Below are 25,872 nucleotides of genomic sequence, written 5' to 3' on the forward strand. Positions count from 1 at the left end.
CTTTTAGTATAGAGTTGATAAACTTTACAAATCAATCCTTTTTAGAAGTTTCACTACCTTTTCTAGTTAAAGAAAGTACTATTTCATTATTGAATAAATCCATATAATGAATAACACCGTCTTCTAATTTGTTCTTCCTGAAAATAGAGCTGCGTTTTTATCTATTTTTTGACGTAAACTAGCTATCCAAAAAGCATCTACTTGTCCGCCTGAAGCATCGCCATCTAATGATGGTGTTTTATTCTCGAATCACTAATTCTATTAGCTTCTATAGAAATAATTTGTATCTTTTTTCTTTAAAAGGATGAAAATAATACCAAGCTTTTTTAGAAGGATCTCTGTTAGCTAATTGTATTTTTTCGACCAAGAATAAAACTATGTAAAACAATGGCCATTCAAGATATAAGGACTTATAAATATCAAGATATTTTTTCATTGCAAACTGTAGCATTTGAAAAAGCTTGTGTGGTAAATAAACCACAACAAATAAGTGTATATAAAATTTTTTGGATTAAAGAAGGAACAGGAACGTATAATATTGATTTCGAATCGTATTCTTTTGATGGTGGAGTTTTGTTTTTTTTATCACCAGGGCAAGTTTTTTCGGTAGATTCTGAAAAGATTAGTGAAGCCTATCAATTAAGTTTTATTCAAGATTTTTATTGTATTCAAACGCACGATTCAGAAATTGCCTGTAATGGGGTATTATTTAATAATGTGTATGAAACCCCATTTGTAAAACCAAATGAGAAGGATATTTTAAAATTAAGTTTGATAATTGACAATTTGATAGATGAATTCGAGAATACAGAAACTGCCCAATATGATATGTTACAAGCCTATTTAAAGCAGTTTATTATACATTCCGTTCGCATACGAAAAGAATATCATGTTGTAAAAGAAGATATAGAAACTAAGTTATTTAAAGATTTTAGTTTGTTAGTAGAGCAGAATTTTAAAAAATTACATAGTGTAACTGATTATGCAAATCGTTTAGGAATTTCTCCAAAGTCATTAACAAAGCACTTTCAAAAAACAAAAACTGATACTCCGAGTGACTTTATTAAAAATAGAATTATAATTGAAGCAAAACGTCAATTACTCTACTCTACAAAAGCCATTAAAAATATTGCTTTCGATTTAGGTTTTAATGATCCAGCTTATTTTTCACGTTTTTTTACCAAAGCGACAGGGCAATCTCCAAAACAATTTCAGCAAGATCAAAAAACATAAACACCTTTAAAAATAAAACAAAAAAACTCGTAACACACAAGGGCTACGAGTAAGAATTTTTTCATTAAGGGGATGTTATTATTTATGGGGGTGCAATATATAGGGTGTACATTACATGTAATAACATTACAAATATATAGGCATTTTATAATTCCCACATTAACATGTGTTTATAATTATTAAAAAGCTCACAACACAACTGAGTTCCAATTAGCCTAGTGTTTACATGTGTTTTCCTTGATGTCCAAGTTATAAGAACCTTTGTCCATTTTTAAAACCTTCTTCTCGTCGCATCTTTGTACCATAATTATTAGCCAATGGTTTTTACGGTTAATTTAAAAGATAAAATTATGAAAACAACAGAAAATAATCAATGCCCAAATTGTTGGGGATATCAAGAATACAATGAGCAATTTCCTGAAAGAGAAATGTGTAATTGTGAAGAAACAAAATAATAATTTTAAAAACATACAAAGATGAATACGAGAATTAAAACATTAAATCCAGAAACAACAACAGGTAAATCCAAAGAATTATTTGATGCCGTTCAAAACAAATTAGGATTTATTCCTAACCTAATTAAAGTATTTGGTAATTCACCAGCAACATTACAAACCTATTTAAGTTTAGGAGAATTAACTGCAAGTGGAAATTTCTCAAATAAATTTAGAGAGCAGTTAGCATTAGCAATTGCTGAAGAAAACGAATGTAACTATTGTTTATCTGCACATACTGCAATTGGTAAAATGAATGGTTTAACCGATGCTGAAACGGAACAAAACAGACAAGGTTTAGCTACTGATGAAAAAGTACAAGCGGGTTTAAATTTTGCACAAAGTATTACTAAGAATAGAGGTGTTGTAAGTTCTGATGAAATAGCAGCAGCAAAAATAGCTGGATATAATGATAGTGATATTTTAGAAATCGTATTAAACGTAGTTTCTAATACATTAACAAACTATGTAAACCATATCGCAAATACAGAAGTTGATTTTCCAAGTGTAGAAGCTGGTAAGTTTACAGTAAAAGCTTAATAAAAATTTGAAAAGTTTATTTATGACAAATTAGTTATAGTAAATCTCATTCCTTAAATAAATATATAATTATAAAACCCAATCAAATGAAACGTATTATCGCAATTTTAGTATTAGTATTAAGTGTTAGTTTTCAAGCAAACGCTCAAGAAGCAAAAAAAATATCTTTAGAACAAATAAAGGGTGAGTTCACTAAAAAATCATTAACATTAAGTGAAGGAACTTACATTTTTGAAATCTCTAATAATAATGTAGGTCACGATGTTGGTTTTGTGTTAGCACCTAAAGGAAAAGTAGAAGCAGAAAACCACATTAAAGATGCCTATGTTACTTCTTTGGTAAAAAACAATGCAAAATCTACTTCAAAAAAAGTAACCTTAAAAAAAGGTGAATATGTGTATTTTTGCCCTTTAAATCCAACACCTCAATATACTTTAACAGTTAAATAATTTTCTATTTAACTGTTAGTTCATAAAAAACCTCACAATTATAAACTGCCCCCAAAAAGTTAGACACTATTTGGGGGTGTTTTTATGAGGAGAAAACTGCCTTTCTTTAGGATAGGAGAAACTTAAGTTGAGGAATTTTATTTTCTATTATTTTTTTCATTATTTACCTGACAAAGTTAAAACAGCTTGTTCTTCTAACGTGGATAACACTTCTATCATCTTGAAAAACATGACGAAAGACAGCTATTTGTCCACTAAAATCGTCGCTATTTAATAAAGGTTATTTTAATTGAATCGGCTACTCTATAGACTTCTTTAGAAATCATTAGTTTAAAAGGGTGGAATAAAACCCGTTTTTTGATACGAAAGTTTTTTAAATTATTTCTAATTAGATTGTGAGACTGTAATAGCACTAAAAAAATACATAAATAACTGCTACGCAAAACTGATTTAATTTTAAGTCAAAAATATTCTTGTATTTGGTTAAAACTAAGATCAAAGAATTATTATTTAAAAAACAGGCATAAAAAAAACCCGTAACACACAAGTTAAGGGTTGTTTTTTAAGGGGATGTTATTATTTTAGGGGGTTATAACATATAGGGGTATGTTATACATAACAACACTACAAATATAGTGCGATATTACAACTAAAACGTTTACATAGGTTAATAAATCGTTTTTTAATAAAGAAAAATCCCTTAGTAATTCACTAAAGGATTTTAAACTATTACTTATTCATTATATCTTCAATTTCATCTGCATCAATAGGTATATTACGCATTAAGTTAAAAGGATCTCCTTTTTCTTGAATAACTATATCATCTTCTAAACGAATACCAAAACCTTCGTTAGGTATGTAAATACCAGGTTCAACAGTAAAAACCATATTTGCTTCCATAGGTTGGTGTAATAATCCGTAATCATGCGTATCTAAGCCCATATGGTGCGAAGTACCGTGCATAAAGTATTTTTTATACGCTGGCCAATTTTTATCTTCATTTTGTACATCAGCTTTATCTAATAAGCCTAAACCTAACAATTCTGAAGTCATTAATTTACCCACTTCAACATGATAATCAGCCCAAATAGTTCCTGGAACTAATAATTTTGTTGCATCGTTCTTTACACGATTTACAGCGTTATATACTGCTTTTTGTCTGTCAGAAAAACGACCAGAAACAGGAATAGTTCTTGACATATCAGAAGAATAATTTGCATATTCTGCACCAACATCCATCAAAATTAAATCACCTGCTTTACACTGTTGATTGTTTTCGATATAATGCAATACATTGGCATTGTTACCAGAAGCAATAATTGGTGTGTACGCGAATTTTTTAGAGCGATTTCTAATAAACTCATGAATAAACTCAGCTTCAATTTCATATTCCCAAACACCTGGCTTTACAAAATCTAACACGCGTCTAAAACCTTTTTCGGTAATATCACAGGCTTTTTGTAGCAAGTCTAGTTCTATTGGGTCTTTTAATGAGCGTAAACGTTGTAAAATAGGATTACTTTTAGCTACCGAATGTGCTGGATATTTTGTTAGTAACCATTTTGTAAAACGAGCTTCTCTTGTTTCTGTTTCTACAGTAGCACGATAATGTTCATTCGTATTTATATAAACAGTTTCAGCAAGTGCCATCATTTCTGCGACTACTTTTTCTAAATCTTGCAACCAAAAAACAGTTTTAATACCTGTTGTTGCTAATGCTTTTTCTTTCGTTAATTTTTCACCTTCCCAAACTGCAATATGCTCATTTGTTTCGCGTAAAAATAACACTTCGCGTAAGTTTTCTTTCGGACAATTAGGAAACAGTATTAAGATACTTTCTTCCTGATCTACACCACTTAAAAAAAAGATATCGCGATGTTGTTCAAACGGAAGCATACTATCAGCACTTACCGGATATACATCATTAGAATTAAAAACAGCTAAACTATTTGGCTTCATTTGCGCCATAAAGTTTTTACGGTTTTTTATAAATAAGTCACGATTTATTGTATTGTATTTCATAATAAGTTTAATTAAAGTGATAAACGTGCTTCAAAAATAAGAAAAGATACTATGCAAATATTAGCCATTTGGCGCTATTTTATATTCTTTCGAATTCTACTCATGTGCCTGGTAGAAATTCCTAAAAAAGAAGCTAAGTAATGTAGCGGAACTTCTTGTAATAGCTTAGGTTCGTTTGTTAATAGTTTATTGTAGCGTTCTTCTGGACTAAGTGTAAGTAAATCGATGCGATAATCATCAATTAAAAAAATCTGATTTTCAATTAAATTATAATAGAATTGATGAAAAGCAGTGTTATTCTCTAACAAATATTTAAAATCATCTACCAAAAGTATTTGCAAATTACAATCGCTTAAAGCTTTAATATTTTTGCGTGATGGTGTTTTTTGCAAGTAACTTTTTAAGGCAGAAGTACACGAGTTTTTTAAAGCTAAATAGGTGGTTTTTTCTTCTTCGGATATTTCGATAGCGTGTTGTAAAATTCCACTTTCTATGAAACAAAAGTATTTGCAAACATTCCCTTTTTTAACTAAAAAACTATTTTTAGTTAATGTTAGTGGTTTAAAAAAACTCAAAATCTCAGAAACTTGACTTTCAAGCTTCTGAGATTTTAATATACTTTCTATGTAAGAAGAAAAATTCATTTAAATTTTATCTTCTTCTATTTTTCTTTGGAGCTCCGTCACTTCTTCTTGAAGGATCGCTAGGACGAATTCTTTTAGGCTTCCTAGCTCCTTCAGTAGCACCTCTATGAGTAGCGCCTACCCCTTTTTTCTTTCCGTTTCCAGATTTTTTCTTTTGAGTAGCAGCTCTTTTAGGTCCCGCAGTATCGGTAGGTTCATAACCTTCAATAACTTCGGTCTTTAATTTTTGCTTTAGTATTTTCTCTATTTCTTTTTGATATTCAGTTTCTTCACTACAAACTAAAGAAATAGCCTCCCCTTTAGCTCCTGCTCTACCAGTTCTACCAATTCTATGTACATAATCTTCAGGTACATTTGGCAATTCAAAATTTATAACGTGTGGTAATAACGGAATGTCAATACCACGAGCAGCAATATCAGTAGCTACTAAAACACGAATAGAGTTACTTTTAAAGTTTGCCAATGCTTTTGTACGTGCACCTTGACTTTTATTTCCATGAATTGCAGCAGCAGAAACCCCTGCTTTTACTAACTTTTCGGTTAATTTATTAGCTCCGTGTTTGGTTCTTGTAAAAATTAAAACCTGACTCCAATTACCATCTTTTATTAAATTAATAACAACTTCAGTCTTTTTACCTTTATCTACCGCGTAAGCTTTTTGAGAAACTTTATCGGCAGTTGAGTTTTGCGGAGCAGCTTCAACAGAAACGGGATTTCTTAAAATACCTTCTGCTAATCTTTTAATTTCTTTAGAAAAAGTTGCAGAAAACAGTAAGTTTTGACGCTTTGTAGGCATAAAACTGATGATTTTGTTAATATCTCTAACAAAACCCATATCTAGCATTCTATCTGCTTCATCTAAAATAAGTACTTCTATTCTTTTAAATGATACTGCTTTTTGATCGTGTAAATCTAATAATCTACCAGGTGTTGCTACTAAAATATCAACGCCTTGACGCAATGTTTTTATTTGACTTGCCGCTTTTACACCTCCAAAAACTACGGTAGATCTTATATCTAAATATGTACTATATTCTCTTACATTATCGTAAACCTGAGCTGCTAATTCTCTAGTTGGTGTTAAAACTAAAGCTCTTACAGGTCTGTATTTTGGGTGTTTTGTTTCTGATAAATATTGTAAAACAGGTAATGTAAAACCAGCGGTTTTTCCAGTTCCTGTTTGTGCTGAAGCCAATACATCTTTTCCGTCTAAAATATGTGGTATTGCTTTTGCTTGTATTGGTGATGGAGTATCGTATCCTTTTTCTTTGATGGCTTTTAATAACGCATCAGATAATCCTAAAGATTTAAATGTCATATATATTATTTTAGAAACACTGTTAAAAAGAGTGTTTCTATGAAGATGCAAAGGTACTGCTATTTATTAGGAAGTATCTAAATTAAAAAGACGCCTATTAAGACGTCTTAATTTGTTTAATAATTCAAAATTATTTTTTCATTGCACCTTTAATAAGTCCAACAATAACTAGCAATACTACACCACCAACACCACTCGCAGCAATGTTTCCAATAATGCCCGAAATATCAATACCTAACATGCCTAATAATTGAGCTCCAAGACCTCCTCCTAAAATTCCTACAACAGAATTCCATAAAGTACCTAATGAGAATTTTTTTAATAAAATACCCGCAAGATTACCTCCAATAGCACCACTTAATAAGCTAATAATTAATCCCATGTTTTTTAGTTTTTAATAGTTAATAGAAACTAAAGAAAGTGAAAAGATATCAATAAAGCAAATATAATCAATAAGTTAAAGTATCTTTAAGAGATAAACACCCAGTCATTAATAACAGTTTACAGCACTAAATTTATTCAATAGCTAGGTATAATACCTAGCTTAATAAGTTTCATGAGTTCTTTAATGAAAAAACATTTTCTAAATATTTAATAATTGCTTTGGCAATATTATCTTTCGTATATGCTTCAATTCCTTGCAAACCGGGTGTCGAATTAACTTCAATTAGTAAAGAGCCTCTTTTTGAACGTATTAAATCAACTCCTGCAATCGGTAAGCTTAAATATTCTGCAGCTTTTATAGCTATTGATCTTTCTTCTTCAGATAAAGTTACTTTAAAACCACTTCCGCCTTGATGAATATTAGATCGAAAATCATCATCTAATCCTTTTCGCTTCATAGACGAAACTACTTTATTGCCAACCACAAATGCACGAATATCCTCGCTATTACTTTCTTGTATAAATTCTTGTAGCAAAATGTTTGCATTGGTACTATACATTGTGTCAATAATCGATTTTGCTGATTTTTTACTTTCGGCTAAAATAACGCCTGAGCCATGTGTACCTTCTTGTAATTTTATAATTATTGGTGCTCCACCTAATAAATCTATTTGTTCACCTATGTTTTCTGGATTTACAGAAAATAAAGTATCAGGAATCGGAATATTTTTTCGGTTCATAATTTGTAATGTGCGAACCTTATTCTGAGACTGTAAAATACCTAAAGATGTAGCTGTACTATAAACCTCGTTTAATTCAAACTCCTTAACAACTGCTGCCCCATGACGTGTAGAAGAAGCACCTATTCTAGGAATTATTACATCAGGAATATCAATAATATTTTCACCTTCGTAAATTATTTCGGGCTTTCCATCAGATAATTTAATAGAACATTTTAAGTGATTTATAATTTTAACGGTATGTCCACGGCGATTAGCTTCTTTAAATATTCTTTGGGTTGAATATATTTGATCACTAACAGAAAGAATAAAAATAGTCATAGCATTGGTGTTCTTAACATTACAAATCTAACCTTTTTTTTGAATGAAAAAAGAGGGTTTTAAAAAGCTAAAAACCAATATTTTGTTAATTTTTTTGATTTCGAATTTACTTGCAGTAATTTCATCACTTCTAAACAAACAATAATGAAAACTATACTTACCGTTTTTGTGGCTACTTTTTACATTGGTTACAGTAGCACAAGAGCCTACCAAGGCTCAACAAACACAGCAAGCATTAATCCAAAAAGAAGCTTTAACAGAAGCGTCTATTGTTAAAAACATTGCTTTTAAAAATATTGGCTATACCGTTATGAGTGGTCGTGTTGTTGATATTGATGTAAACCCTAAAAATACTACTGAATTTTATGTGGGTTACGCCTCTGGCGGATTGTGGTACACGAACAATAACGGAACAACATTTACACCAGTTTTAGATAGTTCGCCAACACAAAATATCGGTGATATTGCTGTTGATTGGAAAAACGGAACACTTTGGGTAGGAACCGGAGAAAATAATTCTTCTCGCTCTAGTTATGCCGGAATCGGAATTTTAAAATCGACAGATAAAGGTAAAACTTGGACAAATGTTGGCTTAACAGACTCGCATCATATAGGTAGAATATTAATCAATCCAAATAATTCAGATGAAGTTATTATTGGTGTAATAGGTCATTTATATTCTTCAAATAATGAACGTGGAATTTTTAAAACTACGGATGGTGGAAAAACATGGAATAAAACCTTATTTATTAATGAAAACACTGGAATTATAGATGTGCAACCGGCACCGAATAATTTTAATGTTTTATATGCCGCTGCTTGGGAACGCGAACGTAAAGCTTGGAATTTTGATGGCGACGGAAAAAATTCTGCTATTTATAAATCTACAGATGCAGGTAATTCTTGGACAAAAATTTCTGATAATAATGGTTTTCCGAAAGGAGACAACGTTGGGAGAATTGGTTTAGCGGTTTTTAATGAAAATACCGTATATGCTTTTCACGATAGTCAACTCCGAAGAAAAAAAGATACCAAGAAAAAGAAAACATCAAACGCTTTAACAAAAGACGATTTTAAAACCATGACAGTGGATGCGTTTTTGAATTTAAAGGATAAAAAATTGAATTCGTATTTGAAAATGAATGGTTTTCAAGAAAAATATCGTGCCGAAAATGTAAAGCAAATGGTACGTGCAGGATCAGTAAAACCAATTGATTTAGCAAAATATTTAGAAAATGCGAATACCTTGTTATTTGACACGCCAGTAATTGGAGCTGAAGTTTTTAAAACAACTAACGGCGGAAAATCATGGAAAAAAACACACGAAGGTTATTTAGATGATTTATATTATTCTTACGGATATTATTTTGGTGAAGTTCGTGTAGATCCGCAAGATGAAAACGGAATTTATGTATTGGGTGTGCCAATTTTAAAATCGAAAGATGGTGGAAAAACATTTACATCTATCAGTAAAGAAAACGTACATGCCGATCATCAAGCATTGTGGGTAAACCCTAATAAACAAGGGCATTTAGTAGAAGGAAATGATGGTGGATTAAATATTTCATACGATGATGGTGAAAGCTGGATAAAAGCAAATCAACCTGCTGTTGGGCAATTTTATACCGTATATGCTGATAATCAGAAAAACTATAAAGTTTACGGAGGTTTGCAAGACAACGGAGTTTGGGTTGCAAATAACAACGCAAAAATGGATAAACGCTGGAAACAAACAGGTAAAAATCCGTACGAAAGTTTAATGGGTGGCGATGGAATGCAAGTTGCAGTTGATGATCGTAATCCGAATATTGTATATACAGGATATCAGTTTGGAAATTATTACCGTATTGATAGAGCATCAGGAAGTCAGAAATATATTCAGCCAAAACATACGTTGGGCGAGGCACCTTATCGATTTAACTGGCAAACTCCAATTCAGTTATCAAAACACAATCAAGATATTTTATATTTAGGAGGAAATAAATTACATCGATCATTAGATAAAGGTGATACTTGGGAAACAATTTCAGGTGATTTAACGCAAGGCGGAAAAAAAGGAAATGTTGCTTACGGAACATTAACATCAATTTCTGAAAGTCCGTTTCAATTCGGATTGTTATATGTGGGTTCTGATGACGGATTTGTGCATGTTAGTAAAAACGCTGGCGGAAGTTGGGAAAAAATATCAAACACATTGCCACAAAATTTATGGGTAAGTCGTGTAATTGCATCAAAGCATAAAAAAGAACGTGTGTATGTAACGTTAAATGGATATCGATTTGATGATTTTACAAGCTATGTATATATGTCTGATGATTTTGGAAAAACATGGAAAAACATTGGAAAAAACATTCCAACATCACCAGTAAACGTGGTAAAAGAAGATCCGAAGAAAGAAAACATTTTGTATTTAGGTACTGATAACGGATTATATGTGTCGTTTAATAACGGAACAAAATGGCATCCTTTTAACAACGGATTACCAAATGTTGCGGTGCATGATTTAGTAATACAACCAACAGCAAAACATTTAATTGTAGGAACACACGGGCGTAGTTTGTACAAAGCTGATGTAACTTCTTTACAAGATTTTGAGAGTAAAGAAGCGATATTTGCTATTAAAAGCATCAGAAAAAGAGGTTCTTGGGGAAGCTCTTGGAGCAAGTGGTTACAACCAAACACTCCAGAAGTAACGATTCCGTTTTATAGTAATTCATCAGGAAAAACTGTGGTGAAAATTTATGCGAAAGATATTTTAGTAAATTCGATGGAAGTAACTATTGATAAAGGATTTAATGAAGTGGTGTACGATGTTTCTTTTTCTAAAAAAGGAAGAAAATCATACACTAAAAAACATGAAAACGCAGTAATTAAAAAAGCTAAAAACGAGGTTTATTATTTACCAAAAGGAACTTATAAAGTTGTAATTAATAATAGCGAACAAACTTTTAAAATAAAGTAAAAAGAGTATTTTTGTTATTGATAATACTTGGTTTTTATTCGTCAATCTGAACTTGTTTCAGATTGATGAATAAATAATCATTAATAAATTTTAAAGTGGGAATTATACGCGTAAACAACATCCGATTATTTACAAATCACGGATGTTTAGAAGAAGAAGCTAAAATTGGCTCGGAATATAGAGTTGATATAGAAGTGAAAGCAGATTTACAAAAATCAGCAAAAACTGACGAACTTACTGATACTGTTGATTATGTGCACTTAAATCATATTGTAAAAGAAGAAATGGCAATTCGATCTAAATTATTAGAGCATGTTGCACAAAGAATTATTGATAGAATTTTTAACGAGATACAATTGGTTGAAGAAGCGGAAGTTAGCGTAGCTAAAATCAATCCGCCAATTGGTGGTAATGTTGCCGAAGTCGTAATTGTATTAAAAGATGTGCGTAAAAGTTAAAAAAAGCTTGCGTTAAAAAATAAAAACTGTAAATTTGCAGTCTTAATTAATAAAAAGGTGTCTTGGCCGAGTGGCTAGGCAATGGTTTGCAAAACCATGTACAGCGGTTCGAATCCGCTAGACACCTCAAAAAAACCTCAACTTCTTTATTGAAATTGAGGTTTTATTTTATTACCCACGTTATTAAAAAGGCGTATTTTCTTTAATCTTGAAAATTTTCATGAATAAAAGAAAAAAATGAAAGTATAACAACAGATAATATTGATATGGAAATTTATGCGCAATTCAATTGATAGAGATTGTAAAAAAGTTGCTGTTACAAATGAATCTAAAGCAGCATTAAAAGAGCAAACTTTAGAGCTTGGAAATATTGCTATCAAGATTGCAAAGAAAATTCGCTAGTTTAGCGAGTATAATTACATAAAAAAGATAAGAATTAAAAAGACATCAAATACTAGGTGTTTTTACATAGTAATCTTTTATTTAAGAGCTTTTACACCCATTAATTCCTTACGTTAAGAGATTAGTTCTACTTGTAAAAAGCATTAGTCTACTATTTTTTTATTGCTATTGGGTGCTTATCTTCAAAATCAAACAACTCCGAGCCATGTATCTCAAGAGCTTTTGATATAGCCTTAATAGTAGATAATATGGCATTTACTTGAACTCTTTAAATACTTCCTACTTAATTGATAGTATATCAGCATCTATAACTAGTTATTCTTGTTACACCCGTTTTTATTTCTTAATTTCTTCAAGTTAAAATCAAATAATTTTATATATAAATCCTCTTAAAACTTCACGGGTCTAAAGTCAGAATTCAAACCGAGAATAATACTGAAAAGTATATTTTGGGAAGTGATAATGAATCATTTTTGTACAGATTTTGTACAGAAATACAGCTAGCAATTAATTGCACAAATCTTAAATTAGTAGTTTTTTAACTCAGTTCTTTGTTGGCAAATGTTATTGTAATCAAAAAAAATCTTGATGCGAAATTTTGCTTACAATTTTCCATCCCTTTTTAGTTTTAAGTATATTCATATAATCAACATACCTATATGTCTCATATTTTGTAGTAAGCTTTACATTTGCCGCTGACCCTGAAATATCTATATAATATATTTTGCTTACAAATGACCTAGTTTTAGTGTTTGTAAAATAAGAGAAAAATTTTTGTATTGTTCTCATTTTATATGAACCTTCTTTATCTATAAACTTCAAAGTTGCATCTGGGTGAAATGCTTTTCTTAACAGATTTGGGTTGTCGCTTCGTGTTCCATCTAAATAGTAATTAATTATACGGGCTATTGCCTCTTTGTCGTTTTCTTTTTTTAAGCTGCTTAGCTTGCCATTCTCATTATAGTGCTTCCACTCACCAATATTTTCGCCATTTTCTTTTTCTCCGATTTTATTTAGTTCCCCATTATTGTGATAGTATTTCCAAAGACCTGTCATTTTACCATTTTCATAATTCCCAATTGCTCTTAATGTACCATTTTGGTGATAATACTTCCTTTTCCCAATATCTTTTCCATCCTTATATTTTCCAACAATTCTTAAAGCTCCACTATTGTAATAATATTTCCATTCTCCCGTCTTCTTATCATTTTTTTTTGTTCCAAATGTTTTTAATTTCCCGTTATCGTAGTACTCTTTGTATTCTTGAGCATTGCTAGTTAAAACTAATAGAACTAAAGCAATAAATAATGTTTTTTTTTTCATATACCTCATTATTATCAAATAGATGTGATTATTTTTTTTACCGTTTACTGATGGTATAGTGTATGATTTGTTTACGTGGATTAACTAACTTTATACTGTTGTTGTAAGTAGTTTTTAATTATAATTTTTCCAATCATTACTTGCTAAAACTATAGAAGTTTCTACTTGTCGTTCAGGAATATTCCAATAAATTTTCAAAAGTTTATTTTTTTCAGTTTCTGGCAATACTTTGAATCCATTTTTTTCATAAAAATTAATAGCCCAAGAAGCATCAGCCCATGTGCCTATAAGAATTGGTGCATCAGACATATTGATGAGTTGATTAAGTAGTTTTCCTCCTATTCCTTTTTGCCTTGCTAAGGTTCGGACATAAGCATGACGAATTAAAGTAACATCTTTTTTAAACTGAATCCCCATTACTCCTAATACTCTATTATCTTCTACGAAATTCCAAAACTCTACACCTTCAATTATTTGTTTTTTCAATTCTTCTTTAGACATATATGGTTCTTGCCATCTATCAGAAGGAATTATGCCTTTGTAGGCTATTGAAGCATCATTAATGATTTCATAGATTGTTTCAAAATCTTTTTTTAGGTCACTTTTAATAATCATACTATTTCTTAATTCTATTTAATTTAGATTTCAATTTTATAATTTAACGAAACTTCATCGCCTGTCATTCCTCTAAAACCCCAATTTGATGCAGGGCTTTCAATTATTGAAATTTCTATATCAGTTGTTGAAATATTTAATTGTTCATGGATTTCTTTAAATAACATTTTAATTAATTTTTTCTTAGTTTTAACTGTTCTCCCCGAAATCATCATTATCTCAATTATAATGTATGCATCTGTTCTCCCTTCGGGATAATAAAAATCTTCTTTTTCAAGATTAATAAACCTATGCGCTCGTTTTTTTACAGGGAAACTTAATGATTCAACTACACAGTTATGAATAATATCAGATAATTTAGATTTTATATCTTTTAAATTTATTCGTAATCCGTAAATTTTTATTTGTGACATTTTATTTATAATTGTTCTTTAATTGCTTTTCTCCAAAAATAAATTCCAAAAACACAAGTCACAATCGTAAACATAACTCCATTTTCTCCAAGCCAAAGTTCTGCTCCTTCATTTTTAATTGTTAATTCAGGCATTATTTTTTGAATATACACATTGCTTACTGCGTGAAATATTACTGCTGGCCATAGACTTTTAGATTTAAAAGTGTAGTATGTCATAGTGAAAGACATAAAAGTACAAGTAATAAAAAAAGTTGTAAATTCCAACAGAATATTATTACTATAATAAACAAGTAAAGGCCAATGCCAAGCTGCCCAAGTGATTCCACTAAAAATTGAAACACCAGTAAAAGAAAGCACCTTTCTTAATTCATAAATAAAAAAACCTCTCCATCCAATTTCTTCCCCTAAAGTTGTTGCGGCGGCTCTAATAACTCCAACAGTTCCTAGTAATACAATAGCTATTATTACAATAGATATGGTATTTAAAGTACCTATTCCCATTAATTTAAGTTCATTAGCCCATTCCGTAATTACTTCTACATTTGCTAAATTTCCAAATCCAAAAATCCAAATGAATATATAGGCGATTGTACCAGATAAAGCTGGAATAAAATAAGATAACCGAATGTATTTCCAGTTTCCCCAATTCCAATTTAATGAAGAAATAGAACGTCCTCTTAATTTAAGTGTTATTATTGTAGCTATTGCAGGACACCACATTATTGCTCCAACATATATCCTAGATGGATACAAATTTACGATGGCATAATGGAAAGGAGAAGTAAGAGCAACAACAAGTATAAGAAATAGAAAGATTGTTTTCCAAGCTTCTTTTTGTTCAGATATATTTTTTAACATTTACTTTTTTTATTGATTTATTTAAAGACGACTACGAGTTAGTTTTGTAACATTATGCTTAACGTGTGAGATTTATTTAAAAAAACTTTTCTAAATCCAGAATGGTGCACGGTAACAAAAGCCATGCACCAAAACTAAGGGGGATAATTATTATTTCCAATAGTAATAACAGTAGTATCACCAAAAACTTGTTTCAATAGTATTTAATTCTTATTCTAAAGTCAAATGTTTTAACTTTTGAAAGTACAGATTTAACATTTGTTTTCTACAATTCTAAGGTTTTATATGATATTAAAACCAGTTAAAACCTACACTTAATCCAAAAGAAACTGCATCTCTATGCTGTCTATTTGTAATATTAACACGCCCCATTAGTAATTTACTTTGAATATTCATTGCAAAATTTTCTTTTTGATAAAATTCATATCCAATTCCTGCTGACACTAATTTTCCATAATTCCAATCGTCATTCCCATCATCAATATCATATAATGCAGGTGAATCTATAGCTAATCCAACTCCTCCATTTACCCACCATCTACTAGAAAACCAGTACTGAACTCCTGGTAGAATACCTCCAAAATGCCTGTCATTTCCTTCAAAACTATAAATTGTACCAGGTAAAGATGCTGTTATTGCCAAATTTTCTTTTACCATATATCCAACTTTTAAGTCAGGAAAAATCATAGCTCCTTGAGATTTATCGAAAGTTTGTGTACCATTACTATTTTCTAAACTAATTACTTTACCTCCAATACCAAACTCGAAAATGAATTTTTCTCTATTTGGTGTTTCTTGTGCTTGTTGTTTTGTTGACATAAGAGAGAATAAAATAAATGCCATTAAACTTAATTTACTTTTCATTTGTTTTTTTTAGTACGATTGTTTATCGTAGAATTAATTAAAAATTTATTTTATTGCAAAGATGAAATAGAATTAAAAGTGTGTCGTCCTAATTTATATTTTAGTACTTCTTTATAGGTTTGATATTTTTTTGATACTCCTTGAATAAATAGAGTCAAATCATTCTATATGATTTGCAATTAAATTGGATCAATATGATTAGAAATAATAGAATAATTACAAATACTTTAAAACTAACCTGTTGTCAAAAAAGAATTGTGCTATTGTAGATATTAAATTGCTTTCAGCTATTGTTAGAGCATAACCGATATACATTTCACCTACATAAAAACCTGATTCTATGTGAAATAAAAATCTTCAAGATAAAAATGAAACCTGTTTGGAGTATTATGCTTTCTTATTGTATTTATTATTCCACAAACTGGTAAGTAATAGGTTTTTTTTGAAAGGTTAATTAAAAATTAGTTAGTGTTGGATTTTACCCATTGGCTAGGTGTAAGCCCTTCTGTTTTTTTGAAGTAAGTATTAAAAACACTTTTAGAATTAAAACCACTATCATAAGCTAACCCTAAAATAGTTATGTGCTTCATTTTCGGGTTTAATGCAAGAGTTTTAAAATAGTTTAAACGATAATGATTCGTAAATTCATTAAAGTTAATCCCCATAATTTCATTTATTAAAAAAGACAATTTATTTGGATGTATTTCTATTTCTTCTGCTAAAAGATGTAAAGTTAATTGTGGGTTTAAGTAGGGTTTATCTTTACTAAAATAGTTTTTTAATTTTACCTTAAAATTCTCTTGTTCACCTTTAGCAATAATACTTTTATCTTTTATTTTTTCTTTAGTTGTTAATTTTATATCGGAATAAAAGAGATTTGATTGGTGTAGGTTTTTAAAATCAGGAAATTCTTGTAAAGTTTCTAATAATGGCTCTTGTCTGTAATTTATTAACTGACCACGTTTCTGGTTGATGTACTTTTCTAAAAGAGCAAATGCTTTTTCCTGATAATTTTTTGAATTTGCCAGAATAAATAATTCTAAAGGTGATAATAATTTATGATCGTCTTTTGGATTTATCAAATCATTTATTAAATGATCAGGAATTGCAAAATTTACTTCATTTATTACCCCATAAAGAATTTTTAGTAATTCAGAAAGTTCTTGATTATTAACAGCTTCATTAAACTCTTGTTTTCTATTTAACCAAATTAAACAGAATATGTATAGATGATTTGCCAATTCTAAATTTGATTTTATCTGAATGGCTTGTTTAATAATTTCTAAAGCTTTTTTATATTGTTTTTTATAATAATATATATGAGCTAAAGTATAAAGGTTATTTGCAGATAATGGATCAACTTCTAATAATTTTTTTGCATAAATAAGGGCTTCATCAAAGAAACCATTAGCAATAAACAATTCAACCATTGCTTCTAAACCATCTATATGATTTGGATTTATTGCCAACACTTTATGGATATATTCGTATGCTATTTTAAAATCCCATTCCCCCCAAAAAGCACGTCCCACGAAAGATAAAGGATATTCAGGTAATTGAGTGTCTAATTCTTTTGCTTTTAAAAAATTAGAAATTGCAAATTCCATCGCTTCGTTTTGTGGCATATAACCCCACATAGCTAATAAGCCATAACATTGTAAATTTGCATAATAGGCTTTGGCATAGTTTGCATCTGTAGCAATAGCTTTATTATAATTTTCTATTGCTATAAGTAAGGAGTTTGGAGTCCATTGTAGTTGATGAAAACGACCTTTTAAATAAAATTCATAAGCTTTTATACTATTCGTAGTCTTAGTAACTAAATGATCTTGAATCTCAAAATGGCCAAAATTATTTCTTACCTCATTAGCTATTAACAGACTTATTTCATCTTGTAATTGAAAAATGTCTAATAGCTCTCTATCAAAATTTTTAGACCAATAATGCGTTCCTACTTTTGCATCAATTAATTGAGCTGTAATTCTAACTTTATTATTTGATTTTCTAATACTTCCTTCAAGTAAAGTTGCTACATTTAGTTGCTTTCCTACTTTTCTAACATCTATATTTTTACCTTTAAATGAAAATGAAGAAGTTCTTGCAATTACTTTTAATCCTTCAATTTTTGTAAGTGCATTTATGATTTCTTCAGTTACACCATCACTAAAATATTCGTTATCAATATCGTTACTCATATTAACAAAAGGTAACACCGCTATAGATTTTGGCTGTATCATAACTAATTCTTTTTTCTTTGGTAATTCTTTTAAAAAATAAGTCAATTTGAAATTGTAACCAATTCTTATCACATTTTAGACAAATCAATGGTTAAATTATTTAGTATTTCTTGCTCTAAGTTTTCTAAAGTAATTATTTTCTATAGATAGAGAAAACTTCTTTTTTTAGTTGTTACTTTTTTCCAATCATCATTTGTACTGTCCTTATAGTATAGTTTTGTGTAACTGTGTTAAAGTACGAGTTGCTTTTAATTGGTAATTAATCGTTACCATAAATAATTAGAATTGAACATATCTAAGATATTCAAATTTCTCACTTCTATGCGATATTATGCTATTTTGTTAAATATTAAAAACGCATAAGCTCTTTCTTCTGTTAAAGGAATGTTGTTTTTGCAGATTCAAACAAGTAGATAAATACATATCCGCTAGACACCTCAAAAAAAGAGTTGGTAAAAATTCATTTATCCAAAAAAGTTGGTACAAGTAATTGAAACTCTTTTTTACCTTTATTGGTTAAGTACGGATATAATAAAGCCATTAAACTATTTGTTTGTTTATTAATATACTTGTTTGTAAATGCTTCTTTTTTATATATAGATGAAGCATATAACCAAGTATTTCCGAAATTAATCATTCTTTCAACTAAAAATTCACGTTCTTTTTTAAACTCAAAAGGTTTTAAAATTTGTATATCAATAAAATGATTAAATACAAAATCAAGTCCGTTTTTTCTTTGGATGTAAACGGTATTGAAATGTATTTTTATCTTTTCATTTAATGAAAGTAAATTATACAAATCGCTCCAAAAAAAAGTATAATCAACCATTCTTTCCATACTCAACTTAATATCAATTTGCATTTTATTTAAAGTGGGTATTTGTTGCTCTAAATTGGCAATACGTTCATCAAAAGTGACAACCATTTCAAAATAAAGCGCTTCTAAAATGTCTTCACGTTTTTTAAAATGATAATTTAAATTACCTGAACTCATATTTAGTTTTAAAGCAATCATTCTAATAGTAACATTGCTATATCCTAATTCATTAAATAAAATTCTAGAGGTGTTTAATATTTTTTCTTTGGTTTTACTCATTTTAAAGTGTGGTATACATCAATGTATTTGGTAGTTTTGCTTCAAAATTACAAAAATTAATGGCGGAATTATTTAAGAACATTTATAATCAAGATTTTTTTAATCAATTTACTAAGGTTATTGAACAAGTAATTCCTGATTTTGATACGCAATCATTTCTTCAACATATTTTTGATATTGATTGGGATAACAAAGAATTAAAACAACGAATGCGACATATTTCTGTTGTTTTAAAAAATCATTTATTCGAAGATTATGAGAAAAATGTTAGCTTAATTTTAAAAATAATTGATCAATTAGAAAAAAATAATATCAGCGAAAAAAGTATTGAGTATATGTTTTTTCCTGATTTTATTGAAGTTTACGGATTGGATAATTATACCATTTCAGTAAAAGCTTTTGAGAGAATAACGCAATTTACAAGTTGTGAGTTTGCTGTTAGACCTTTCATAATTAATTATTCATCTACTATGATTCCACAGTTATTTGAATGGTCTAACCATAAGCATGCAATGGTCAGAAGGCTTGCTACTGAAGGTTGTAGACCAAGGCTTCCTTGGGCAATGGCGATTCCTGTTTTAAAAGAAAATCCATCAGAAACTCTTCCAATTCTTGAAAACTTAAAAAACGATGTTTCAGAATCTGTACGCAGAAGTGTGGCGAATAATTTAAACGATATATCAAAAGATAATCCAGCAATTGTAATTGATATTGTTAAAAACTGGCAGGGAAAAACGGTTGAGGTTGACAAACTTTTAAAACATGCAAGTAGAACTTTGTTAAAACAAGGAAATCAAGAAATAATGACCTTATTTGGTTTCGGAGCTATTGATAAAATAAAGATTAACAATTTTCAAATTCAAACTCCAGATGTAAAAATTGGAGAAGCTTTAGCGTTTTCATTTGATCTTTTAAATACTGATATTATTGCTGCTAAAATTCGTTTAGAATATGGTTTGTATTATCAAAAAGCAAACGGAACCTTAGCTAAAAAAGTATTTAAAATTAGTGAAAAAGTATATGCCGAAAACTCGGCTACATCAATAATCAGAAAACAGTCTTTTAAAATAATTACTACGCGTAAATTTCATATTGGTGAGCATCAAGTATCCATTATTGTAAATGGAATTGAATTTGAAAAATTGAGTTTTAATTTGGTAACATAAAAACACTAGGTTTATAAAATAAATTAAAATATTACATTTGAACCTATGAATATGGACAATCAGTTATTGTTTTTTTTTAGTGCTTTAGGTGCTTTTAATAGTTCTCTATTAAGTTTGTATTATTTGTTTTTTGCAAAACAAAAACATGTTTCAAATTATTTTTTAGGAACACTTTTACTAGTGCTTAGTATTAGAATTTGGAAATCTATCTTTTTTTATTTCAATCCAGAATTATCAAAAACCTACTTGCAAATTGGTTTAATGGCTTGTTTTCTTATTGATCCATTATTATATTTTTATGTAAAATCAAAACTTAAATATTCTAAAACAGTAGCAATACAATCGCAAGTTGTATTAATTCCTTTAGTATTGTTACTTATTGTCATAGGTTTATTATTTCCTTATAAAGATTTCCCAAATTTATGGGGCGATTATTTTTACCCAATAATTAATTATAGTTGGTTCTTTTTTGTTGTTTTAACGGGGATTTTATGCAAATATTTGTTTAGAAAATTAATTCAGAAAAAGGAAAAATTAACCTATGATGACATTTGGGTTTTAAGCATCTTCTTTGGAGTTAGCATAATTTGGTTGGCATATTTTACAGCATCATATACTTCTTATATATTAGGTGCATTATCGTTTTCTTTTGCCTTGTATTTGTCATTATTACTTATTTATTATAAGCAAAAAAAAACATTTAATGTTGCGGTTAAAAAAGAAAAGTACGCTAGTAAAAAAATTAATGAACAAGAAGCAGGTTTACTGTTAAAGAAAATAGAAAAGCTGATGGAGTCTGAACTGTTATATAAAAACGCGAATTTAACAGTGTCAGAATTATCAAAAAAAATAGGCGTAAGATCAGATATTGTTTCACAATTGTTGAATGATAATTTAAATAAAAATTTTCCGAATTTTATTAATGAGTATCGTATTTTAGAAGCTAAAAAGCTGTTAAAAACCCAACAGCACTTAAAAATGGAAATTATTGCAGAAGCATGTGGTTTTAACTCTACCAGTACATTTTATTCAGCTTTTAAGAATGTAACTGGCACAACTCCTGCAAAATACGCTAAAAATGTAAATTCTTAAATTTTCCTGATTTATAAATTAGGAATCCGAATACCTATATCTTTAAAAGAAATAGCATACATCGATTGTACTATTGTCGAATAATTAATTTAACAATAATATGAAACAGTATCTATTTTTAATAATAGCATCAATTTTTAGTCAAACGTTATTTGCCCAATCTGAAACAGAACAAATAACAAATACCTTAATAAATTATATTGAAGGAACCTCATACACTAAACCCAATCAAATAAAAAAGGCTTTTTATACTGATGCTAATTTGTATTTAGATAAAAAAGATGAAGATGTTTGGATAGTTCCTATTAAAGAATATACTAGCTGGTTTAAAAAAGGAAAAAAAGGGCTATTTACAGGAAGAATTGGAAATATACTTTCTATCGATTTTTCAAATGGTATTGCCACCGCAAAAGCTGAAATTATTATTGCTAGTAAAGGTATAAAGTACATTGATATGTTTCTTTTAAAAAACATCAATAATCAGTGGAAAATTATTAGCAAAACCGCAAGTAGCTCCAAAAGTAATGCAAATGGTGATCGCATTTTATTTATTGTATCAAATGCACATCATTACGGCGATACAAAACTAGCCACAGGTAATAGTTATTCAGAAATTGTAAATGCGTACGATACTTTTGTAAAAGCTGGCTATACGGTAGATTTTGTAAGTCCGAAAGGAGGAAGCATTCCGCTTGCGTATATTAATACATCAGATGATTTGCAAAAACATTATTTATATAATGTAAATTTTATGCATGCTTTAAAGCATACTAAATCGCCAAAAGAGGTAAGTGCTAAAAATTACAAAGCAGTACATTATATTGGTGGCGGAAGCGCTATGTTTGGAGTGCCAGAAAACAAAGCAATTCAAAAAACGGTAATGTCTGTTTACGAAGATTATAATGGAATTATATCTTCTGTTTGTCACGGAACAGCAGGTATTGTGCACTTAAAAACAAAGGATGGAAAATACTTGGTAACAGGAAAGGCAGTAAATGGCTACCCAGATGCTTTTGAGCATAAAGATGCAGCATATTTTAAACAATTTCCGTTTTTAATTACAAAAACTATTGAAGAACGAGGCGGAATTTTTAAATACTCACCTAGAAATTCAATACATATTGAAGAAGACGGAAACTTAATTACAGGACAAAATTATTTATCGTCAGCAACAGTTGTAAAAAGAATAATTGAGCGTTTAAAAAATAAGTAATATTTTTTATAACATTCTAAGTACAAACATCTCGTTTCTTTAACAAAAAAACGAGATGTTTGTACTTATAATGATAAAAAATTAGCGAGTGTCAATTTATAAAAAACAATATACAGCAGCACTTTTTAATAAAATAGCTAGCTATGCCTCTATTTCAGAAAACTCAAAATCACTCATAGCTTCTATTGTTACCTTTCAAGAACTTTCAAAAGGAGAAATGTTATTACGTAACGGGCAAATTGCATCACAAATTCATTTTATTTGTAAAGGTGCTTTAAGAGCTTATGTAACCGATTATGATGGTAATATTTACAATAAAAATATTTTTTTAGAAAATGATTTTGCAGGATCAACGGTTTCGTATTTAAAAAAAACACCTTCAAATTTCACATTAGAAGCATTGGAAAAAACTGTTTTAATCAGTTTAAATTATAAAAAATACCGTCATTTTATTGACACAAATACTGATCTTAGAGAGTTTTATATTGCTTATTTAGAAAAAAATTGGATCGTAGATAAAGAACAACGAGAAGTAGCATTGGTTATGGAAAATGCTACGGATAGGTATTTAACATTACTAGAAAACCACCCAAATATCGATCAAAGAATACCACAATTACATATTGCAGCTCATTTAGGAATTACACCTACACAGTTAAGCCGAATTAGAAAAGATTTAAAAAATAAATAGCACATCAACATATGTTGATGTGCACAATTTAACTTCCTCTTAATTTTGTCTTATCATTATAAAACAAGATTATTATGGAACTTATAAAACATTTAAATTGGCGCTATGCTACCAAAATTTTTGATTCGACAAAAAAAGTCTCTCTTACAGATATAGAAAAAATAAAACAAGCAGTACAACTCTCCGTTTCTTCATACGGATTACAACTGTATAAAGTGTTAATTATTGAAAACAAAGCAATAAGAGAAGAATTAAAACCGGCCTCTTGGGATCAAAACCAAATTACAGATGCTTCTCACTTATTTGTATTTTGTAACTATACAAACCCTAAAAATGAAGATGTAGATGCATTTTTAGAATTAACAGCAAATACACAACAAATAGCTGTTAAAAACTTAGAAGGGTATGGCGATTTTATGAAAAGTAAAATTGATGAAATGAGTTCAGATGAGAAAATCAATTGGACTAAAAGACAAACGTATTTAGCGCTTGGAAACCTTTTAAACGCCTGTGCCGAATTACAGATTGATGCTTGCCCGATGGAAGGCTTTGAAGTTGAAAAATATAATGAAATTTTAGGATTAGACGCACAAAACTTATCTGCGGCTGTTATTGCACCAATAGGATATAGAGCTGAAAATGATCATACACAGCATCGTACAAAAATTAGAAAACCATTAACAGAATTATTTCAAGAAATATGAATCAATACAGCTTATCATTACTCGCTGTAATTGGTGGTGTTTTTTTGGCAGCTCAAGGAGGTTTAAATTCTAATTTAGGAGTGTTATTAAAAAATCCATTAATGGCATCTGTAGCAGCTTTTTTTAGTAGTACAGTTTTTGCGATTGCTTTTATTATGATAAGTTCCAAAAATTTACCTACAACAGAAATAATCAAACAAATTCCAATTTATTTATGGTTTACAGGTGGTTTGCTTAGCGTAATCGGTATCAGTTTGTATTATTATACCATTCCTAAATTAGGCATTTCAACAATGATATCGTTGGGCTTATTTGGTCAATTGGCATTTTCTGTAATTGCAGGTCATTTTGGATGGTTAAATTTACCGACAGAACCAATAACAATTAAAAGAATTGTGGGGGTACTTATAATGTTATCAGGAATATTATTAATTAATTTGAAATGAAAGAAAAAGAAAATATACAACAAAAAAATATTGAAAATTTAACTGAGTTGTGGAAAACAGTTGGCACCTATTTTAATGGGTATCATCAATTCTCCGAATTTGAATATGCTGAAGTTAAAGATACACAATGGCCAAATAGATTATGGTTTCATAAAAAAATGAGCCAAGAAAACATGATTGAAATTAAAGAAAAACTGGCTACCATTTCTTCGGATATTACCATTCCTATTTGGCATTATTATCCGAATAATAATACACAGCTTTTTGTAGCCAATGGTTTCAAATTAAAGTTCGAACAAGTAGGCATGTCTTTAAAATTAGAAACATCTTATGAGTTAAACGAGAATTTTAAACTATTACTTGTTTCAAACGAAAAAGAAGCAATAATTTGGGCTGAATTATTTCAAAAATCTTTCGGGTATGTAATTGGTGATAAAACGGTAATTAACACCTTAAAAGAGGTAAACTATTACATAGCTTTTGATGGAAATAAACCTGTAGGAACTGCGTTAACTTATGAAACTGATAAAATTATAGGAGCACATTCAGTAGGGATTCCTTCAGAAAATCGGAGAAAAGGATATGCTAATGAAATTATGAAGGCATTGATTAATAAAGGTATTGAAAACAACAACAAATTTATGGTTTTACAAGCTTCAGAAATGGGAAAAGGTTTGTATTTAAAATTAGGGTTCCAAGCTGATTTTTCAATTAAGAATTACGTTTTATAGATGGCTATTTGATTTTTTTTTAATAAAAATAAACCAATAGCAACTTCGATTATTTCAAATACTAAAAAACTAATTTGAGTATTTGTAAAATTACCAATCATTAAGCTGCCAACAATTCTAAATACAATAAACGAACTAATAATAATTACTGATAATATTGCCGAATAAACCCAAGATTTACTAATAAATTGAAATATAACATTAGCAATGCCAATTCCAACCATAAGGCTTGTATAAATTAGAATAAAAGCTATTTCACCATCAACATTCAAGGCCTGTAAATCAATTCTTTTTAATTTTCCTGGTACGTCAAATAAAACCGATAAGCCAGAAACTAAAAAGTAAACAGCCATTATTGTGGCATAAAAGTATCCAAATTTTCGGTTCATAATTGTTGTTTTTTAAGAAACGAAAATAAATGCTACCTACATATAAACAGTATATAATTATAATG

26 protein-coding genes and 1 tRNA gene are annotated in these 25,872 nt (G+C 29.4%); 14 read left to right on the forward strand and 13 right to left on the reverse strand.

What is annotated here, in order from left to right; translation table 11 throughout:
• Positions 1–387 precede the first annotated feature (387 nt).
• From PG912_RS12730 to PG912_RS12740, 3 genes are all read left to right on the forward strand, one after another.
• Complete coding sequence (locus PG912_RS12730; protein WP_275687830.1) at positions 388–1,233, forward strand: helix-turn-helix domain-containing protein; 846 nt, start codon at positions 388–390, stop codon at positions 1,231–1,233.
• Positions 1,234–1,709: 476 nt separating this feature from the next.
• Positions 1,710–2,267: a carboxymuconolactone decarboxylase family protein gene (locus tag PG912_RS12735; RefSeq protein WP_275687831.1), complete on the forward strand. Its 558-nt coding sequence runs from the start codon at positions 1,710–1,712 to the stop codon at positions 2,265–2,267.
• A gap of 86 nt (positions 2,268–2,353) precedes the next feature.
• Complete coding sequence (locus PG912_RS12740) at positions 2,354–2,716, forward strand: cupredoxin domain-containing protein (RefSeq protein WP_275687832.1); 363 nt, start codon at positions 2,354–2,356, stop codon at positions 2,714–2,716.
• 729 nt (positions 2,717–3,445) lie between these two features.
• On the opposite strand, the gene PG912_RS12745 is transcribed toward PG912_RS12740, so the two are convergent.
• The 5 genes from PG912_RS12745 to PG912_RS12765 form a co-directional block, all read right to left on the reverse strand.
• Positions 3,446–4,738, reverse strand: a complete 1,293-nt coding sequence (locus tag PG912_RS12745) for an aminopeptidase P family protein (protein WP_275687833.1) — start codon at positions 4,736–4,738, stop codon at positions 3,446–3,448.
• Positions 4,739–4,812: 74 nt separating this feature from the next.
• The gene (locus tag PG912_RS12750; protein WP_275687834.1) at positions 4,813–5,382 is read right to left on the reverse strand and encodes a Crp/Fnr family transcriptional regulator; all 570 of its coding nucleotides are present in this window, start codon (positions 5,380–5,382) and stop codon (positions 4,813–4,815) included.
• A 7-nt stretch (positions 5,383–5,389) separates the two neighbouring features.
• Positions 5,390–6,700 carry a DEAD/DEAH box helicase gene (locus tag PG912_RS12755; protein WP_275687835.1) on the reverse strand — a complete coding sequence of 437 codons (1,311 nt, stop codon included), beginning with the start codon at positions 6,698–6,700 and terminating at the stop codon, positions 5,390–5,392.
• A gap of 130 nt (positions 6,701–6,830) precedes the next feature.
• On the reverse strand, positions 6,831–7,082 hold the full coding sequence (locus PG912_RS12760; protein WP_275687836.1) for a hypothetical protein: 252 nt from the start codon (positions 7,080–7,082) through the stop codon (positions 6,831–6,833).
• 172 nt (positions 7,083–7,254) lie between these two features.
• Complete coding sequence (locus PG912_RS12765) at positions 7,255–8,145, reverse strand: RimK family alpha-L-glutamate ligase (RefSeq protein WP_275687837.1); 891 nt, start codon at positions 8,143–8,145, stop codon at positions 7,255–7,257.
• 166 nt (positions 8,146–8,311) lie between these two features.
• Here PG912_RS12765 and PG912_RS12770 point away from each other — a divergent pair, with 166 nt between their 5' ends.
• The 4 genes from PG912_RS12770 to PG912_RS12785 all read left to right on the forward strand — a co-directional run bounded on the left by PG912_RS12770 (position 8,312) and on the right by PG912_RS12785 (position 11,967).
• Positions 8,312–11,107, forward strand: coding sequence for a VPS10 domain-containing protein (locus PG912_RS12770; protein WP_408648399.1), 2,796 nt, complete (start codon positions 8,312–8,314; stop codon positions 11,105–11,107).
• Between the two features lie 95 nt (positions 11,108–11,202).
• Positions 11,203–11,565 carry a dihydroneopterin aldolase gene (gene folB, locus PG912_RS12775; RefSeq protein WP_260587191.1) on the forward strand — a complete coding sequence of 121 codons (363 nt, stop codon included), beginning with the start codon at positions 11,203–11,205 and terminating at the stop codon, positions 11,563–11,565.
• A 56-nt stretch (positions 11,566–11,621) separates the two neighbouring features.
• Positions 11,622–11,692: transfer RNA gene (locus PG912_RS12780), tRNA-Cys, on the forward strand.
• Between the two features lie 149 nt (positions 11,693–11,841).
• Positions 11,842–11,967, forward strand: coding sequence for a hypothetical protein (locus PG912_RS12785; RefSeq protein ID WP_275687838.1), 126 nt, complete (start codon positions 11,842–11,844; stop codon positions 11,965–11,967).
• A 573-nt stretch (positions 11,968–12,540) separates the two neighbouring features.
• On the opposite strand, the gene PG912_RS12790 is transcribed toward PG912_RS12785, so the two are convergent.
• The 7 genes from PG912_RS12790 to PG912_RS12820 form a co-directional block, all read right to left on the reverse strand.
• Positions 12,541–13,290, reverse strand: a complete 750-nt coding sequence (locus PG912_RS12790) for a nuclear transport factor 2 family protein (protein WP_275687839.1) — start codon at positions 13,288–13,290, stop codon at positions 12,541–12,543.
• Positions 13,291–13,404: 114 nt separating this feature from the next.
• Positions 13,405–13,905 (reverse strand): GNAT family N-acetyltransferase, encoded by a 501-nt coding sequence (locus PG912_RS12795; protein WP_275687840.1) that lies wholly within the window; start codon positions 13,903–13,905, stop codon positions 13,405–13,407.
• 23 nt (positions 13,906–13,928) lie between these two features.
• The gene (locus PG912_RS12800; RefSeq protein ID WP_275687841.1) at positions 13,929–14,318 is read right to left on the reverse strand and encodes a tautomerase family protein; all 390 of its coding nucleotides are present in this window, start codon (positions 14,316–14,318) and stop codon (positions 13,929–13,931) included.
• 5 nt (positions 14,319–14,323) lie between these two features.
• A complete protein-coding gene (locus PG912_RS12805; protein WP_275687842.1) occupies positions 14,324–15,178 on the reverse strand; it encodes a CPBP family intramembrane glutamic endopeptidase in 855 nt (284 codons plus the stop codon).
• A 291-nt stretch (positions 15,179–15,469) separates the two neighbouring features.
• The gene (locus tag PG912_RS12810; RefSeq protein WP_275687843.1) at positions 15,470–16,042 is read right to left on the reverse strand and encodes a hypothetical protein; all 573 of its coding nucleotides are present in this window, start codon (positions 16,040–16,042) and stop codon (positions 15,470–15,472) included.
• A gap of 461 nt (positions 16,043–16,503) precedes the next feature.
• Entirely contained in the window at positions 16,504–18,351 is a 1,848-nt protein-coding gene (locus PG912_RS12815) for a helix-turn-helix domain-containing protein (RefSeq protein ID WP_275687844.1), read from the reverse strand.
• 388 nt (positions 18,352–18,739) lie between these two features.
• On the reverse strand, positions 18,740–19,375 hold the full coding sequence (locus PG912_RS12820; RefSeq protein WP_275687845.1) for a TetR/AcrR family transcriptional regulator: 636 nt from the start codon (positions 19,373–19,375) through the stop codon (positions 18,740–18,742).
• Positions 19,376–19,383: 8 nt separating this feature from the next.
• Between PG912_RS12820 and PG912_RS12825 the strand changes: the two genes are divergently transcribed.
• The 7 genes from PG912_RS12825 (at position 19,384) to PG912_RS12855 (ending at position 25,418) form a co-directional block, all read left to right on the forward strand.
• Complete coding sequence (locus tag PG912_RS12825) at positions 19,384–20,541, forward strand: DNA alkylation repair protein (protein ID WP_275687846.1); 1,158 nt, start codon at positions 19,384–19,386, stop codon at positions 20,539–20,541.
• 45 nt (positions 20,542–20,586) lie between these two features.
• Entirely contained in the window at positions 20,587–21,633 is a 1,047-nt protein-coding gene (locus PG912_RS12830; RefSeq protein ID WP_275687847.1) for a helix-turn-helix domain-containing protein, read from the forward strand.
• Positions 21,634–21,733: 100 nt separating this feature from the next.
• A complete protein-coding gene (locus PG912_RS12835; protein ID WP_275687848.1) occupies positions 21,734–22,846 on the forward strand; it encodes a nuclear transport factor 2 family protein in 1,113 nt (370 codons plus the stop codon).
• Positions 22,847–22,934: 88 nt separating this feature from the next.
• Positions 22,935–23,537, forward strand: coding sequence for a Crp/Fnr family transcriptional regulator (locus PG912_RS12840; protein WP_275687849.1), 603 nt, complete (start codon positions 22,935–22,937; stop codon positions 23,535–23,537).
• A gap of 74 nt (positions 23,538–23,611) precedes the next feature.
• The gene (locus PG912_RS12845; RefSeq protein ID WP_275687850.1) at positions 23,612–24,241 is read left to right on the forward strand and encodes an NAD(P)H-dependent oxidoreductase; all 630 of its coding nucleotides are present in this window, start codon (positions 23,612–23,614) and stop codon (positions 24,239–24,241) included.
• Positions 24,238–24,687 (forward strand): DMT family transporter, encoded by a 450-nt coding sequence (locus PG912_RS12850; protein WP_275687851.1) that lies wholly within the window; start codon positions 24,238–24,240, stop codon positions 24,685–24,687. Before PG912_RS12845 ends, PG912_RS12850 begins: the two co-directional genes overlap by 4 nt.
• Entirely contained in the window at positions 24,684–25,418 is a 735-nt protein-coding gene (locus PG912_RS12855) for a GNAT family N-acetyltransferase (protein WP_275687852.1), read from the forward strand. Before PG912_RS12850 ends, PG912_RS12855 begins: the two co-directional genes overlap by 4 nt.
• Here the strand turns inward: PG912_RS12855 and PG912_RS12860 are convergent.
• Positions 25,406–25,807, reverse strand: coding sequence for a hypothetical protein (locus tag PG912_RS12860; protein WP_275687853.1), 402 nt, complete (start codon positions 25,805–25,807; stop codon positions 25,406–25,408). The genes PG912_RS12855 and PG912_RS12860 overlap by 13 nt on opposite strands.
• Positions 25,808–25,872: the final 65 nt, after the last annotated feature.

The sequence above is a fragment of the Tenacibaculum retecalamus genome (assembly GCF_027941755.1).
GTDB classification, from domain to species: domain Bacteria; phylum Bacteroidota; class Bacteroidia; order Flavobacteriales; family Flavobacteriaceae; genus Polaribacter; species Polaribacter haliotis_B.

Bases quoted from the DNA above. Each gene is read 5' to 3' on its own strand.
- PG912_RS12735 (WP_275687831.1), top strand. From the start codon at position 1,710: ATGAATACGAGAATTAAAACATTAAATCCAGAAACAACAACAGGTAAA.
- PG912_RS12805 (WP_275687842.1), bottom strand. From the start codon at position 15,178: ATGTTAAAAAATATATCTGAACAAAAAGAAGCTTGGAAAACAATCTTT.
- PG912_RS12855 (WP_275687852.1), top strand. From the start codon at position 24,684: ATGAAAGAAAAAGAAAATATACAACAAAAAAATATTGAAAATTTAACT.
- PG912_RS12850 (WP_275687851.1), top strand. From the start codon at position 24,238: ATGAATCAATACAGCTTATCATTACTCGCTGTAATTGGTGGTGTTTTT.
- PG912_RS12795 (WP_275687840.1), bottom strand. From the start codon at position 13,905: ATGATTATTAAAAGTGACCTAAAAAAAGATTTTGAAACAATCTATGAA.
- PG912_RS12820 (WP_275687845.1), bottom strand. From the start codon at position 19,375: ATGAGTAAAACCAAAGAAAAAATATTAAACACCTCTAGAATTTTATTT.
- PG912_RS12810 (WP_275687843.1), bottom strand. From the start codon at position 16,042: ATGAAAAGTAAATTAAGTTTAATGGCATTTATTTTATTCTCTCTTATG.
- PG912_RS12845 (WP_275687850.1), top strand. From the start codon at position 23,612: ATGGAACTTATAAAACATTTAAATTGGCGCTATGCTACCAAAATTTTT.
- PG912_RS12785 (WP_275687838.1), top strand. From the start codon at position 11,842: ATGCGCAATTCAATTGATAGAGATTGTAAAAAAGTTGCTGTTACAAAT.
- PG912_RS12755 (WP_275687835.1), bottom strand. From the start codon at position 6,700: ATGACATTTAAATCTTTAGGATTATCTGATGCGTTATTAAAAGCCATC.
- PG912_RS12730 (WP_275687830.1), top strand. From the start codon at position 388: ATGGCCATTCAAGATATAAGGACTTATAAATATCAAGATATTTTTTCA.
- PG912_RS12760 (WP_275687836.1), bottom strand. From the start codon at position 7,082: ATGGGATTAATTATTAGCTTATTAAGTGGTGCTATTGGAGGTAATCTT.
- PG912_RS12835 (WP_275687848.1), top strand. From the start codon at position 21,734: ATGAAACAGTATCTATTTTTAATAATAGCATCAATTTTTAGTCAAACG.
- PG912_RS12790 (WP_275687839.1), bottom strand. From the start codon at position 13,290: ATGAAAAAAAAAACATTATTTATTGCTTTAGTTCTATTAGTTTTAACT.
- PG912_RS12860 (WP_275687853.1), bottom strand. From the start codon at position 25,807: ATGAACCGAAAATTTGGATACTTTTATGCCACAATAATGGCTGTTTAC.
- PG912_RS12750 (WP_275687834.1), bottom strand. From the start codon at position 5,382: ATGAATTTTTCTTCTTACATAGAAAGTATATTAAAATCTCAGAAGCTT.
- PG912_RS12745 (WP_275687833.1), bottom strand. From the start codon at position 4,738: ATGAAATACAATACAATAAATCGTGACTTATTTATAAAAAACCGTAAA.
- PG912_RS12765 (WP_275687837.1), bottom strand. From the start codon at position 8,145: ATGACTATTTTTATTCTTTCTGTTAGTGATCAAATATATTCAACCCAA.
- PG912_RS12830 (WP_275687847.1), top strand. From the start codon at position 20,587: ATGAATATGGACAATCAGTTATTGTTTTTTTTTAGTGCTTTAGGTGCT.
- PG912_RS12740 (WP_275687832.1), top strand. From the start codon at position 2,354: ATGAAACGTATTATCGCAATTTTAGTATTAGTATTAAGTGTTAGTTTT.
- PG912_RS12800 (WP_275687841.1), bottom strand. From the start codon at position 14,318: ATGTCACAAATAAAAATTTACGGATTACGAATAAATTTAAAAGATATA.